The sequence below is a fragment of the Vibrio aquaticus genome, from assembly GCF_003970385.1.
Classification (GTDB): domain Bacteria; phylum Pseudomonadota; class Gammaproteobacteria; order Enterobacterales; family Vibrionaceae; genus Vibrio; species Vibrio aquaticus.
In genome coordinates, this window is record NZ_RXZH01000001.1 from 879,090 (window position 1) to 893,858 (window position 14,769).

The following is a 14,769-nucleotide window of genomic DNA, read 5'->3' on the forward strand; positions in this document are numbered from 1 at the left end:
ACAGGCATGATTGGAACCATGGATAGGGGGCATTATGAAAATCAGCACTTTAATCGTTTTTACCACCCTACTAAAGAGAAGCACATCGTAAAAGTTTTACCGGGCGGTTTGTATTGCTCATGCAAGCCAGACGAACTGATTGCCACAGGGTTAGGGTCATGCGTGGCCGCCTGTGTGTGGGATGAACAAAGCCATATTGGTGGAATGAACCATTTTTTGTTGCCTTTTGATAGCAGCAGCCAGCTGAAATCTTGGAAACCGGAAGAGGTCGTGTCTACTGCCTCACGTTACGGTAGCTACGCTATGGAGATGCTACTGAATTCTCTGATTGCCAGAGGAGCAAAAAGAACTCAGCTGAAAGTAAAGCTGTTTGGGGGGGCTCAAATGATGGGGCATCACTCTTTGATTGGAGAGAAGAATGTCGCATTCATCCTCAATTTTATTAGGCAAGAAGGGCTAGACGTCGTTGCTCAAGACTTAGGAGGGCTAGAGCCGAGAAAAGTGATGTTCGACCCCTACAGTGGCAAAGCGTGGCTAAAAAGAATCCCCTTTGCTGAAGTACATAAACTACAAGCACAAGAAGAAAAATACGCCCACCAGTTGGATAGAGAAAGTCATCAACCTCATGATGATGACGTGGAGTTGTTCTGATGAAAAAAATAAAAGTTCTGGTCGTAGATGACTCACCCGTTTATCGAGCCCTGCTCACGGAAATGATCAATTCCGATCCTGATCTTGAAGTGATCGCCGCTGCTGAAGATCCCTTTCATGCCCGCGAGTTGATCAAAATACACAACCCCGATGTGCTTACACTCGACATTGAAATGCCCAAAATGAATGGGGTTCAGTTCTTAAAAAACTTGATGCGCCTGCGTCCGATGCCTGTGGTGATGATCTCAACGCTGACTCAGCATGGCGCAGAAGCCACCTTAGCGGCCTTAGAGTATGGTGCTGTTGATTATTTCCCTAAACCTTCCGTGGATAGCACCGGCGAAGTGGCGAGTGATAAAAAGCAGATCATTGAAAAAATCAAAATGGCGGCAGGGGCGAATGTTGGCGCTAACACCGCAGCCCCTGCGCCTAAACAGCTTGCCGTTAAAACGCACACCCACATAGAACTTATTGCGATCGGGGCCTCGACTGGGGGAACAGAAGCGGTTAACACGGTTCTTTCTGCTTTGCCCGCCAACATGCCTCCGATCGTGATTACTCAGCATATCAGTGCCATGTTCTCTCGCTCATTTGCCGAGCGTTTGAATGGCAATAGTGACATTCAAGTGAAAGAGCTAAGCAGCGATCGAGCCCCGTTAGTGAATGGTTGTGCCTATCTAGCTCCGGGGGATAAACACCTTGTTGTGGTTCGACGAGGCCAGCACCTGTATTGCCAATTAGACGATCGCCCAGCGGTGAATCGACACAAACCGTCCGTGGATGTGATGTTTGATGCGGTCGCTGAAACCGTGGGGAAAAACGCCATTGGCGTCATCTTAACCGGGATGGGGCAAGACGGCGCGCAAGGTATGTTGCGCATGAAACAGCAAGGGGCAAAAACCATCGCACAAGATGAAGCATCATCCGTGGTGTGGGGAATGCCGAGAGTGGCCACGGAGCTTGGCGCAGCGCTGTCGATTGTCGATTTACAGCAGGTTGCTGGGCAGATCTGCCACTACTTATCTCCTGATTCATAGTCAGGTTTATCACGTCAGGGAGAGAACGATGAAAACAAGAACGTTACCAACGAAAACAAAATACTTCATCGCAATAGGCTTACAAATTGTTTTACTTACCGCCGCAATGAGCATGTCTTCCTCATTGCTTCATGTTGCTTTGATGATCTTCGCTGCCGCGGTTCCATGGCTGGTGATTGCAAAACGAGATCCTCAAGACGGGCTTGTTAACGAGCAACGACAAACGGGGTCTACACCGAAGTCAGTGACTCCGCCAGTCTCTCTTTCACCCGTACTTTCTACTATCTCAAGCCAGCTTACTGAACCACTGGATCATCAACGCAGTGTGGTCGATGAATCTGTTGAAACTTTAAACGAGAGCTACTTTACCTTGCAAAAGTTGGCAGAAGAACAAAACAGCGTCACGTCTGATTTGGTGAATGAACTGCTCGGGAACAAAAATAGCGACCACGACATCAGCCAAGTGTTACCTAAAACGGAAGCGATTATTCGCCAGTTCGTCGACACCCTCGTCAATATTTCAGAAAAGAGTATCTCTGCGGTACACAGTATTCATGATATGTCGGATAAGTTAGATGCGGTGTTCAAGTTACTGGCGCAGGTACGTGGCTTGTCTGAACAAACGAATTTGCTGGCACTTAACGCGGCCATTGAAGCGGCAAGGGCGGGAGAAGCGGGGCGAGGCTTCGCTGTTGTGGCTCAAGAAGTGCGAGATTTATCTGTAAAAGCGAAACAACTCAATGATCAAATTGAAACCGAAATCAGCGTCGCGCAAAAAACCGTTCGAGAAGCCAATAAAACCGTGGGTGAGATGGCATCGATTGATATGACGGAAGCAATTGAATCCAAAGATAAAGTGGATGAGATGCTACGTGGCGTACAGCAAGTCAACATCACCGTTGAACAAGAAGTGAATAAGATCCGCTCAAGTGGGGATGCTATCCACTCGCAAGTCGATAACGGAATTAGAGCACTTCAGTTTGCCGACATTATTGTTCAGCAGGGGGAATATGCTCAGAAAACGGTTGGTTACCTTAACCAGTTTTCTCAACTGTGTCTGCTGTGGTCTCAAGGAGAGATTACCGCCGACGCATTTGCTGAAGACATTCTAGAGCTACAACAACAGATCGATAACCGTGACGCACCAGCCGCATCGCAAGAGAGTATTGATGAGGGAGAGGTAGAGCTGTTCTAGCATACCGATTAAGACTGAAGGGGAGAGAGCTCATGACAGTAGAAGCACAACTGGATTCAGCAGCAAAACACATCACGATTTTGATAGAGGGCGCATTTGGTTTTAACCTTGTGCAAGAATTTCGTCGCTGTTACAACGACAGACAAGAATTCCGCTTTACCATCGATTTACGCAAGGTCGATTACATTGATAGTGCAGGGCTTGGCATGTTGCTGAATATGCATAATTACCTTGGGCAAGAAGACGGCATGATCCGAATCACCAACACTTTGCCTCAGGTGAGAAAGATCTTAACTATTTCGCGCTTTGATAAAAAGTTTGCTATCGAATAGCAGCTAAGGAGCGGTTATGCATGTCATGATTGTTGATGACCATGAAACCAACCGAGAGCTGTGTCGGTTCATGTTAAGTCATATTGTGGAAACCATTACAACGTTTAACAACGGCGAAGGTGTCGTAGATGCGCTGACAAAAATGGAGCACTTGCCGGATGTCATTTTGCTCGATGTTATGATGCCGGTAAAGGATGGTATTGAGACCGCACAAGATATTCGCACGGCTTTCCCTCATGCTCATATCCCCATTATCTTTCTCACTGTGCTCGACGATCACGCCTCGTTTGAACGCTGTTTAACTTATGGGGATGATTTTATCCTCAAACCGGTTGAACGCAGTGTTTTGATAGCAAAAGTTCAAGCCCATTACCGTATTGTAAGAATGCACAATGAGGTTAAAAATCAGCGCGATGAATTGAGCCAGTTCCGAGAGCAAGTGAGCTACGATTACGCGATTTCAGAGTCCATATTCTCTAACTTGGTCCATGAAATGAGCTCACAAGTGCAGCACATTTATGGCATCAACTACCTCTCTACACCATCGACGGTGTTCAATGGTGATTTGATCGTTGTGGCGAACCGCCCCCATGGTGGGGTCTATGTGATGATTGCCGACGCGACAGGCCATGGTTTGCCCGCCGCCATCTCTGCGATACCGGCGACTCGTGCCTTTTTTTCAATGGCATCCAAGGGGCTCTCTTTAGGTGAAATTACCCGTGAAATTAATGAAGTGCTTGTCAGGTTCTTGCCCATGGGAATGATGTTAGCTGCCAGCATATTTGAGGTCAGAGCCAATGGCTTTGAAGTCTCTTGGTGGGGAGGTGGCTTACCTGATGGCTACTTAATCGAAAAAGATGGCACCATTGTGCGCCGACTTACTTCCAATCACATGCCACTCGGTGTCTTACAACCTCATGAGTTTGAAACCAATATTCAGCATTTTAAGCTAGAGCCGGATCAGCAAATCATCTGTTATACCGATGGAGTGATTGAAGCGGCTAACGAGCATGGCGAACAGTTTGGTCAAGAACGCTTGGAAGCTGCTTTTTTGAATCAACGAGCGATTATTCCAACCTTGTATGAGTCGGTGCGCCGTTTTGCCAATAAAAGCGTCGGGGATGACTTATCGATATTGTCAATGAGCTTCCCAATATCGAGTGGGCTTCCTCAAGAACCGCCTCCGAATCAAATGTTCCTCAATAGTATGCCGGTGCAAGCCGATCTCACGCTCAATGGGGAAGTGCTTCGTGATATTACCGTTATGACCGAAGTGCGTAAATTTCTCACCGGTATTTTGCATGGAGGAGTGCATCTTGACTTAGTGTGCTCTGTGCTCTCTGAGCTTTTTGCTAATGCGATTGAACACGGTTTGCTGCGTTTAGATTCGGCCATCAAAGAAGAGCCCGATGGTTTCTTTCTTTTTTATCAGCAACGAGAAGAGAAGCTGAAAGAGCTGCCAGACACTGCCTGTGTCAACCTCAACATTGAATATAGCCCGAGAGAGGCCAAACTTATCCTAGTTTTAGAACACAATGGTGAAGGGTTTGACTACCTAAACAACACCAGAAAGGTGGAGCAGATTCAGACCCACGGACGTGGCATTGTACTTGCTTCAGAATTATGTGATTCACTTGAATATTCGAAGCAGGGGCGATGTGTAACGGCGGTGTATTGCTTAAAAGCAGAACATCACTTTCCGAGTTCCAGCTAACGTTATTTACACTGTAAAAGCGTTAGTCAGTGATGTACGCCTTAAATTGTCACACTTCTGATACAGGTGGAGGGATTAATCTAATAGACTTTCTCTAGGATGTAGTAAAGGCAGAATCAAATGTGGGACAAATTTGTCGCTTTTTCTGAAGACAACCGTCAGGTAATCGCAAAGCTGACGCCAGAAATCGTGGTCGATAATAATTTTGATACACGTGGCCTAGATGACGCACTCAGCGCCATCGGAGCGGACGAACTCTTCTTGATTGAGGATGAAGTGCTTCGCTTTATTAACTTCGCTAAAGAGATGAAAAGCGAAGCCTATGTTGGCCTTGTCATCGCGGAAGTACGGGATGCTTCTGTCGAAGTTGTCTTAACCGAGCATGACATGTTGGCCAGTATGGTCGTCACTGGGGCGTATAAAGGTTCTTATTTGAAAGGCCCTCAATTGGTTCAAGCCTTAGCGCAAGCGCATGTCACTAAGGGCATCAACAAACTGGCGCTGAAAAAAGTGTTAGTGATGAGCCATCAGTTAAAAGCGGGCGAAACCTTTACTCAACCTGTCGCTAAAGGCAAAAACCCTGTTCAGGGTAAAGACGCCAAATTCCTTCCCCTCGTCAAAGATCCGGCCAAGCAAGTTCTCGCCCCTAAAGAGTCTGAGGAAGATGGTAAAGTTGATATGCTTAACCTAGGGGAAACCATCACTGTTTCCGAAAATGAGCCGCTGATGAAGCGCGTTCCGGCGACAAAAGGTACGGCAGGTATGACGGTCCAGGGCAAAGTGATCCCACCTAAACCGGGTGATGATGCTCTATTTAAAGAATGCAAAGGCACCAAAGTGTCTCCTGATGACCCAAACTTACTTCTGGCTGACGCATCCGGAATGCCGATTTTGAAAGAGAGGGGGGTGGACGTTGAAGATGCTCTTTGTCTACCCACCATTGGTGTTTCTACCGGCCATGTTAAATTCAAAGGTAACGTGGTCGTGTTAGGCAACATTGAATCGGACATGGTCGTAAGAGCCACTGGTTCGCTGACGGTCGGTGGGTTTATCGAATCTGCTGACGTTCAAGTTCAAGGCAATATTGATGTCGCGAAGGGCATCATTGGGCATAACGTTTCTGAAGGCGAGCAAAAAAGCTGTGTGGTGAAGTCGGGCGGTTCAATCAAAGCCAACTATTCACAGTATTCTGAACTGCAAGCCGCAGATGACATTCATCTAAGCGTACACTGCATGAGCAACGAATTGCGTTGTGGTCATGATTTAGTGGTCTCTGACGCTGCCGAAAAACAAGGCACGCTTAGCGGCGGCCACGCCAAAGTCGGCGGAAAAATTACTTGTGTGAACCTTGGTGTTGAAGGGGATACCGCCACCTCAATTCAAGCATTTGCTCGCTTTCAAATGTACAAAGAGCGTCAAACAAAGCTAAAAGATCAGTATAAGCAAGCGCAAGAACAAACCATGGACATAGTGCGCCGAGAGCTTGAATTTAAAAAAACTCCGAAAGCGGAACGCACCGAAGAGCAAGCCACCAAGCTCGAAGCAGACAAACAAGCTGCTAATGCGTATTTAGAGAAAGTGAAACACGCTCGTGATCATAACGACCAAGAACTGGAAGTGGGTTTAAGTACCTATACAGTGGAAGTAAAAAATAAGGTCTACACGCACGTCACCGTGCAGTTTGGTGAAGAAAAAGTCATCACCAAACGGGTACACGGCGCGAGTATTTTCACCTTCAATCAGTTCGAAATTAAGTGCACTTCGATGTTTGAAGATGAAGACTTAGAACAAGAGATGTAGGTCCCAGTGGGCAATAACAGTTTACATAGAATGCTGCTGTAATAACTTGCCTACTGTTGCTTTACTGGTTTTGCCTATCTTTTGCATTAGCTCAAATGATGGCTGGTGGATGCCTTGCTCGGCCATTTCTTCAAGCATCAATAGCCACAGCTTAGCGGTCATTTGAGAATCGGCTAACGCGCGGTGAAAGACGCCATCGTTATCAATCTGTTTGAATCGAACTAGCTCGCCCAATTTGTGGCTTGGGGCGTCTTGGTTTAAACGGCGTGAAACCAACAATGAACAAGCGAACTCACCGTTGTAACTTTTTTCAATACGCTCAAACTCCGCATCGAGAAATTTCTTATCAAAAGAGGCGTTGTGCGCGACCAAATTATCGTTGCCGATAAAGTCATTAAATTCCGCCATCACTTCTGCGCAGCTCGGTGCTGTTGCTAACATGCGATTAGTGATCCCTGTGTAGCTCTCTATAAATCCACTGACTCGAAAACCTGGGTTCATCAGCTGCTGGAACGTATCAACCACTTCACCATTTACAAGCTTAACGGCACCGATTTCAATGGCGCGATCGCCCATGTTTGGTGACAGTCCGGTGGTTTCGAAGTCGAGTACGATGACAGAGTTTGCTAAAGCCATGCAGAATTTCCTAATCAAAAAGCAAAAAATAACCGCGCTCTTGTGAGCGCGGCTAAGTCTATCATTGATTATGAATTGGCGTAGCGATTATTCAATCTGGGAGCGTTTCCAGCTGGCCAATGCTTCAATGTGCTCTGGTCCAATGCCACAGCATCCACCTAAAATCGTTGCACCTAACTCAGACCAACTCTGACAGTAGCGGAGGTAATCCTCAGGAGTGAGCTCTCTTATCGCTTGCATGGTGTCGTTCGCTTCATGATCCGCTTGAATCGGTGCGAAGTTGTTGGCGTAAACCCCAATCTCGGTTGAAGGAGAGCGCATATCGACAATCGTTTTAGTCGCAGACACAGCTTTAGCCATCACTTCTGGAATGGAGCAGTTAAATAAGATGCCCTCAGCCCCCAATTTACACACAGACTCAATGGCTTTCACTATCGGTTCACCAGAGCGCAGACGAGGCTCTCCATCAGGTTCATCTAAAAGAGAAAAGGCGTAATGACAAGGCTTGTCGGTTTGTGCAAGGACCGTTTGAATGGTGCCGAGTTCTTCTAAGCTAGAGATAGTCTCTGCTATCCAAATATCCACATGCGGGTCTTGTGCTACAAAAAGAGCATTAAAGATCGCTTCGCCTTCAGTCAGCTTAAATAGGTCTGGACGATAGCTACCAAAAGCAGGCGGTAACGCGCCGGCAACAAGGACCTGGTGGTTTGCGGCGAGAGCTGCATTTTGGGCGATGATCGCTGCTTCTTTGGCGAGTCGGGCGCCATCGCTTTGATAGAGAGCGTCACCCAGATGAAAAGGCACACACGCATAGCTATTGGCGATGATGATTTCAGCGCCAGCATCAACGAAGTTTTGATGTGCGAGTGTGACCAGTTCAGGGGCTTCGATCAGCGCTTGAGCACTCCATAGCGGCTGAGTGAACGGAGCACCCATACGTTTGAGCTCTCGACCCATTCCGCCATCAAGTATGGTGATTGGTTTCATAATCAGGATTCTGTACTACATCTGCATTAGCCCGATAATTAACGATTTCAGCCGATTGATCAAACATTCTCTCGACTCTTTTTAGGATTGAATCGGAGTAGAGTGCGCGCTCTCCCTAGAGAGAGTTATCTAGGTAATGCGTTTCAGACGGTTAGCTAAGGTTTTGAGAGAGCTTCAATATTGAAAAGTGTTCACATTGGTTGAATATCGCAAATTCTTGAAGCTCCTCTTCAAGTGCAGCGAGAAAATCACCTTGGCGTTTCACTGTAGGCTCTATGAATAAGTGCAATACATTGAGTGTTGAGCTGGGCTTATCCACTTTACAATCGGCGCGTGCGACCAGTTTTCCATCCCACAATATCGGCAAACAGAAATAACCAAATTGCCTCTTGGCTTGAGGGACATAGCATTCGATCAAATAGTCAAAGTTGAACAGGGCACTGGCTCTCTTGCGTTGAATAAGTAGATTGTCGAAGGGTGATAAGATCTTAGCTCGCTTCCGGTAGAGCCGTTTATCGAGTTGTTTGAGGGCATGTCTGCAGGCAAAGTAGTGCGTTTCACTGACTTTAACCTTCTCCACCTCACCCATTTCGATGAGATCGTTGAGCGCTTGTGCGACGTCAGTTTTAACATCTTTAAGCTGATAAATCATTTCAGGCAAGGTGCCAATTCCATGCGCTTTTAAATAACTAAGGACAAGAAAGCGACCATGCTCTTCATTGCTGGGGATCGAGCGATCGATGTTACTGGGTAGCACACGATCCGTAAGGTCATACACTTTGTGAAACCCTCTTCGCTCAGAGATCATCAAGTCACCCTGCATATAGAGGTTTTCTAAAGCGTGTTTAGTTGGCTTTGTGCTCCACCCACCGATTGTCTTTGCTTTAGATTCGAAATCCTTCGCCATCAACGGGCCTTCCTCGCCGATGCGTTGGAGGATATTGCTCATCAAGGTACGGTCTTTACAATACCAATGACGTTGCTGCCCAGACTTGATGGCCGCCTTTCGTGGCAGAGTGTGGCGAAAGTTCATCATAGGAAGGTAAGCGGCGGCGTGTGACCAGTATTCGAAGACCTTTTTATCTGCAACGAGCTGATCAAGGTGCTTGGGTTGATAGCTCGGATTGCGACTCCATAAAGTATGATGGTGAGCACGTTGCACCACAGAGATGGTATCTATCTGTACATACCCTAACTGCTCAAAAGTATGGAGTGTTTTGGTATATGCGCTGCCTTTCGAGGCGCCAATCGGTAATCCTTGTGATAGCAGCGCCAATTTTTGAGCTTCAGATAGCGTGAGTGATTTCATTCTGTGGTCATTCGCCTTTTCTAACCTGTGGGCTGCTCTGTATTAAAGCCGCGTAATATGTTGCCTAACGTAATCGCAGCAAACAGAACAATGACGATGGATAAGTGCCATGCTTGGCTGAGCCCGAATTGGACCAGCGCCATACTGACCACCGATGACACGACCATTTGCCCACCACCTGACATCGCCGCGGCAGCACCTGCTTGCTTCTTATAGGGTTGCATGACCATCGCTTGAGCACAAGGGAGCGCAATCCCGTTTCCGAGAATCATCAGCCATTGACCAATCATTAGGTATAACGGCTCCAGAGGACAAAAGAAGAGCCAAATAGCCGCACTTAAATGCAAAACAGGTGTGCAGAGCAGCATGTTTTTACTGCCGATAATAGGGCGAACTCGGTTACAAATTGTCGTGCCTAAAATCATTCCTAACGCAGGAATGATCGCCCACATTGCGTATTCATCTGACGCCATACCAATCTGGTTCTGCATGATGAATGGCATCACAGAGACGGTGGTGATCATCAGGCTAAAGTTGAGCCACCCAATGCTGGCAAAGCTCATAAAGTAGCGCGAAGAGAGCAGAGACTTATAGTGTGTCGCCATCTGTTTCAATGACGGTATTGGACTGGTTTGCGACAAGGTTTCATCAAATCTTAGGGCAATGAATGCCCAAGCGATAGCAACATAACCAAGCAAAGACACAAATACCATAGTCCAGCCAAAGTGGTAGTTGATAAACCCACCAATGACCGGTGCAACCAACGGTGTAATCGAAGCGGCCATTGCTATGTACGATAATGCGACAGGCAATTGTGCACCGCTGTATCTATCTCGGGTCGATGCACGCGCTAACACGGCGCAGCAACCAGTGCCTAAACCTTGCAAAAATCGGCCTAGTATCATGCCGGTAAAAGAGTCACTGAGAAAGATGATCATGCCTAAGCCTGACAGGGCAATAAGCAAACCTGACAGCAGTACCTTTTTACGACCCAGTGCATCTGACATTGGCCCATAAAGAAACTGTGAGGGGCCAAAGCCAAGTAAGTACACACTGACTAATAATTGAGCTTGGTCTAATGAAATAGAGAAATCTTTTGCAATCCAAGGCAGTGAAGGGAAAACCAACCCCATGCTGAGCTGACCAATGCTGATGATCAAACACGCGAGTAAAATGGTTCTAAACTGGATTGGTTTACTCATGCTTGTTCACCCGCTTGGCTGGTTTGGATGAACAAAAAAGTAACAAGGCGATGAGTCATAATGTGACATTTTTAAGGGCAAGAAGAGCAATTTTAAGTCGATGCTCAATTCGTGCAACTTTCAGCGCCTTAATTTACCTAGGTTTACAAAGGTGGTGATGATTTAAATATTCTCACCAAGGCTAAAGTACGCTAGCCAGTCACCATCGTTATTGTAGGTCACATCCATGCGTACGTTGATACGTTCTTGGCGCATAACACGGTATCTCAAACCCACACCAACCATCGATAGAGTGTCACTGTCACTGAAGCTTTTCTCTGGGCCAAGGGCTTGACGACCAAAGGATTTACCAATGCCACCTAACGCGACATAGGTGATGCGATCCAGTTTTTCATTGCCGGTATTGAGCGGCGTGTAGCGATATTCCATCTCTAAGCTGGTTAGGTTCGCGGCGGGGGTGTAGTCTCCGACAATAAATCCACGTTGCACATCACGACCTTGTCGACCATAGGTACTCAGAGCACTCGATGGTGCGTTATCGGCATCAAACAGATAACGGTTTAGCCAACGAGTCGCCAATATGTGGTTGTTTTCGTCACTCAAACTGCGGTAGTGGCGATAGTCCGTTGTGATCAATGAGTAGGTTTTATCATCATCGTTACCTAGCCAGCTGGCATGATCTTCGTAAGTGGCTTCAAACATATAGCCACTGTACGGATAGTAATAGTGCTCGCGGTGATCGAGTAACAGTGAAAGGGTCAGTCCAGTATCGGGTTGATACTCTTCTTCAAAACCGGCTACCCAAAGCAAAATACGGTCTCGCGCGCTGTCTCCAATATAGCGACTGGCACTAAAGTTCAAACCCAAACCGACAAAAATTTCGTCGGTCAGTGAGTAATAAACATCACCGAAGAAGTTGATTTCATGCTGAGTGGTGCTGACGTTATCTATCTGCTCAAGCAGGCGAACATCGATGTTGGAGTGGTTGTAACCAAAATCTGTAACAATGCGAAACTTATCCAACAGAATGTTAGTTGTGCCGCGAATATTGTAGCTCTTGCTTTCCGTGTAGGTCAGCATCGCTGACATCGTAGAAGGGTCGGTTTCTTGCTCACCAGAATAAAACGTATAGATAGGAACTAATGACGCGCCAACCCCGACACTCGGGTCATAGAATGGAATAGCTATGGTTTTAAAGTGACTGTCATTTTGTTTTTCTACTGAGTCTACTGCGTGTGCGTAAGAAGTGAGCAGCAGCGCAGATACTGTGGGAACTGTCCATCGCTTATTCATGGTTGAAAGCATTGTCCTTACGCTTAGGTTGAGCAAAGTTATCCATCGGATCGCATATTCGCGGAGTATACCACTTTTTAGGGGTATTGCTCGAACTATAACGGCTCAGTATTGTTTGATCTATAAATACCTCCCAGAGGTATATCTAGGAGGGTATCGAGCTTATAAGCGTCTACTCAACAATCGTCACTTTTTCGATTTTGATTGCATCAAGTGGTACATCGTCGTGGCCTTTCTTAGTTCCTGTCATCGCTTTACCAATGTTGTTTACCACTTCCATCCCTGCCGTGACTTTACCAAACACCGCATAACCCCAACCGTTGTTGGTTTTTGCTGTGTGATCTAAAAAGTCGTTATCATCTAGGTTAATGAAGAACTGAGCAGTGGCTGAGTGAGGCGCATCTGTACGTGCAAAGGCGATAGAGCCCGTCATGTTTTTTAGCCCACGGTTTGCTTCGTTAGCGATAGGAGCGTGAGTGTCCTTTTCCGTCATATCTTCCGTATGGCCACCACCTTGAATCATGAAACCATCAATCACACGGTGGAAAATCGTGCCTTCATAAAAGCCTTCTTGGCAGTAACGAAGGAAGTTCTTTGAGCTCACTGGTGCTTTGTCCAAGTTTAGTTCAATTTGAATGTCGCCGTAAGTGGTCGATAGGATAACCATAAGGATTCTCTAGCAAATGAATTTGGCGAGAGTATAGCAAGGATTTGTCTGGATGCGATTGATAAACAAAAGCTCTGCTGGGCGGGCAGAGCTTTAAAGGCGTGGAATGGTGTGAATTACGCGATGTGGGTTAAGCGATCGATGGTGAAGCTTTCGATTGCGCCATCAACGGCTGCCACATAGTTGGCAATATGCTCTGTCGCTAAGTGAGCTTCTAGAGCCGCTTCCGACGCCCAATTCTCATGGAACACGAAGTGGGCTGGATTGTCGTTGTCTTGGTGTAAGTCGTAGTTGATACAGCCATCTTCTTGACGAGTCTTTTCAATTAACTTGATCAGCTCGGCTTTCACCATCTCGATTTGGTCACCTTTGGCGACGATGTTCGCCACAATGGTCAGTTTGCTCATAGTCTTCTCTCTTTTAACGAGTCATGCCATTACAGCGTAGTGATAACGTGGTCCATCGCTAGACGCGCTTTCGGCAGACCATGATTGTAGTCTTCGCCATCTTTGTGGTAACCGATAGACAGAGCAAGTTCACATACGTGGCCTTCTAACTGTTCTGCGAACGCTTCGCCAATCAGCTCTGAATCAACGCCTTCCATCGGCGTAGAGTCGATGCCTAGACGCGCTAATGTGTGCATTAGGTTACCAAGTGCAATGTAAACTTGTGCTTTAGTCCAGTTGCCGTTGAAGCCAGTTTCATCTGTGTTCATGTCAGCAAAGGCGTAAGCGCCCATGAAAGTGTCATACATCTCTGCCGGTAGGTGGCCAGAGGTTACTTCCGCATCAACACGTTTAGCGAATTTCTCTTTGGTGAACTTAGGGTCGTAAGCAAACAAGATAGTATGAGACGCTTCTTTTGCATGCGGTTGGTTGAACTGGTGCATGTTAGAGAACGTGTCATGGAAACGCTGTTTTGATTCATCACTTTCCAGCACGATGAATCTCCAAGGCTGAGAGTTGATAGAAGACGCAGATAGGCGAAGTGCTTCTTTAATCACATCCATATCTTCTGCAGAGATGCGCTTTTCTGCATCGTATTTTTTAGCGGTGTAGCGAGTGTTGAGATCTTTGATGATTGGATGAGTCATGATGATTCCTAGTCATTTTGATGAGTTCACTCGGGTTATATGTTCAGAGCGTCAACATTAACAGTTGCTATTATTTGTCAGAGAACATGACCCAAATTTCGTTAAACCATGGTGTGGTTTACGTTGATGGGGCTAATGTAAGTGAATAATCGCTGAGGAAAAATAGCCATTTCTTCCAATGACTATGGATTAAAATGTCCATAATGGTGATGGTTGTCGAGATATAGGTGGCGAGCAGAGTCTACTCACCACCAACAGACTGGGGCAGGGCGTGGTTTACATTGGAACGACTAAAATATCGATGGGTGATTTATCAACCAAGTGCTTAGAATAAGAGGCTATCTTGCTCCAAAAATCATGGTGATGACCACAAATCAGTAGGTCGATATGATTGCTTTCAATGGTTTCTTTTAGCTTATCTGCCAGATCGCCTGTCCCGATAAGTATGTGTTTAATCGGCTGCGGGCTGTACGCTTCAAATGCACGAATCTCAGTGATGGTTTGTTCTCCTAGCGGGTGATCATTGCCATCGAGTTGAATATCGACCAGCTCTGGGTAAATCTCACCGTGCGAGCCATCAACATGGACAAACGAAACGTAGGCGTTGGTTAGCTCTGATAGGTAGGTGGCTCTATCAATCAGCACTTTACTCTCATCAGTACGTTCGAGGGCAACCAAAATATGTGTATATCTCATGATCGTGTCCTTATCTTCAATGCCTGTTATAACCATACACTCTGCATGGAAAAAGTGTGTTACCTACCTCTAAAATATGCATAACGATTGATAGATGATGTGCTGCTAAAGTCGCACCCCTTGTTTGGCAATTAATAGCATACTTGGTGCATATATG

Annotated in this window: 15 protein-coding genes; 6 read left to right on the forward strand and 9 right to left on the reverse strand. The window is 46.4% G+C overall.

Features of this window, described 5'->3' with window-relative positions:
• Positions 1–6 precede the first annotated feature (6 nt).
• The 6 genes from EJ063_RS03790 (at position 7) to EJ063_RS03815 (ending at position 6,729) form a co-directional block, all read left to right on the forward strand.
• The gene (locus EJ063_RS03790) at positions 7–651 is read left to right on the forward strand and encodes a chemotaxis protein CheD (protein WP_126572670.1); all 645 of its coding nucleotides are present in this window, start codon (positions 7–9) and stop codon (positions 649–651) included.
• Positions 651–1,688 carry a protein-glutamate methylesterase/protein-glutamine glutaminase gene (locus EJ063_RS03795; RefSeq protein WP_126572671.1) on the forward strand — a complete coding sequence of 346 codons (1,038 nt, stop codon included), beginning with the start codon at positions 651–653 and terminating at the stop codon, positions 1,686–1,688. The genes EJ063_RS03790 and EJ063_RS03795 overlap by 1 nt, the downstream gene beginning before the upstream one ends.
• Positions 1,689–1,716: 28 nt before the next feature.
• Complete coding sequence (locus EJ063_RS03800) at positions 1,717–2,883, forward strand: methyl-accepting chemotaxis protein (protein ID WP_126572672.1); 1,167 nt, start codon at positions 1,717–1,719, stop codon at positions 2,881–2,883.
• Positions 2,884–2,915: 32 nt separating this feature from the next.
• Positions 2,916–3,215, forward strand: coding sequence for an STAS domain-containing protein (locus tag EJ063_RS03805; RefSeq protein ID WP_126572673.1), 300 nt, complete (start codon positions 2,916–2,918; stop codon positions 3,213–3,215).
• A gap of 16 nt (positions 3,216–3,231) precedes the next feature.
• A complete protein-coding gene (locus tag EJ063_RS03810; protein WP_126572674.1) occupies positions 3,232–4,929 on the forward strand; it encodes a fused response regulator/phosphatase in 1,698 nt (565 codons plus the stop codon).
• A 120-nt stretch (positions 4,930–5,049) separates the two neighbouring features.
• A complete protein-coding gene (locus EJ063_RS03815; RefSeq protein ID WP_126572675.1) occupies positions 5,050–6,729 on the forward strand; it encodes a flagellar assembly protein A in 1,680 nt (559 codons plus the stop codon).
• A gap of 21 nt (positions 6,730–6,750) precedes the next feature.
• On the opposite strand, the gene EJ063_RS03820 is transcribed toward EJ063_RS03815, so the two are convergent.
• The 9 genes from EJ063_RS03820 to EJ063_RS03860 all read right to left on the reverse strand — a co-directional run bounded on the left by EJ063_RS03820 (position 6,751) and on the right by EJ063_RS03860 (position 14,612).
• Positions 6,751–7,365, reverse strand: a complete 615-nt coding sequence (locus EJ063_RS03820) for a 3'-5' exonuclease (RefSeq protein ID WP_126572676.1) — start codon at positions 7,363–7,365, stop codon at positions 6,751–6,753.
• Between the two features lie 87 nt (positions 7,366–7,452).
• Positions 7,453–8,352: a homocysteine S-methyltransferase family protein gene (locus EJ063_RS03825; protein WP_126572677.1), complete on the reverse strand. Its 900-nt coding sequence runs from the start codon at positions 8,350–8,352 to the stop codon at positions 7,453–7,455.
• A 151-nt stretch (positions 8,353–8,503) separates the two neighbouring features.
• Positions 8,504–9,661: a winged helix-turn-helix domain-containing protein gene (locus EJ063_RS03830; RefSeq protein WP_126572678.1), complete on the reverse strand. Its 1,158-nt coding sequence runs from the start codon at positions 9,659–9,661 to the stop codon at positions 8,504–8,506.
• A gap of 20 nt (positions 9,662–9,681) precedes the next feature.
• Positions 9,682–10,863 (reverse strand): multidrug effflux MFS transporter, encoded by a 1,182-nt coding sequence (locus EJ063_RS03835; protein WP_126572679.1) that lies wholly within the window; start codon positions 10,861–10,863, stop codon positions 9,682–9,684.
• A 162-nt stretch (positions 10,864–11,025) separates the two neighbouring features.
• Positions 11,026–12,156, reverse strand: coding sequence for a BamA/TamA family outer membrane protein (locus EJ063_RS03840; protein ID WP_126572680.1), 1,131 nt, complete (start codon positions 12,154–12,156; stop codon positions 11,026–11,028).
• Between the two features lie 172 nt (positions 12,157–12,328).
• Positions 12,329–12,823, reverse strand: a complete 495-nt coding sequence (locus EJ063_RS03845; protein ID WP_126572681.1) for a peptidylprolyl isomerase — start codon at positions 12,821–12,823, stop codon at positions 12,329–12,331.
• A 116-nt stretch (positions 12,824–12,939) separates the two neighbouring features.
• The gene (locus EJ063_RS03850) at positions 12,940–13,230 is read right to left on the reverse strand and encodes a putative quinol monooxygenase (protein WP_126572682.1); all 291 of its coding nucleotides are present in this window, start codon (positions 13,228–13,230) and stop codon (positions 12,940–12,942) included.
• Between the two features lie 29 nt (positions 13,231–13,259).
• Positions 13,260–13,916, reverse strand: a complete 657-nt coding sequence (locus EJ063_RS03855; protein WP_126572683.1) for a nitroreductase family protein — start codon at positions 13,914–13,916, stop codon at positions 13,260–13,262.
• Positions 13,917–14,192: 276 nt separating this feature from the next.
• Positions 14,193–14,612 carry a universal stress protein gene (locus EJ063_RS03860; RefSeq protein ID WP_126572684.1) on the reverse strand — a complete coding sequence of 140 codons (420 nt, stop codon included), beginning with the start codon at positions 14,610–14,612 and terminating at the stop codon, positions 14,193–14,195.
• Positions 14,613–14,769: the final 157 nt, after the last annotated feature.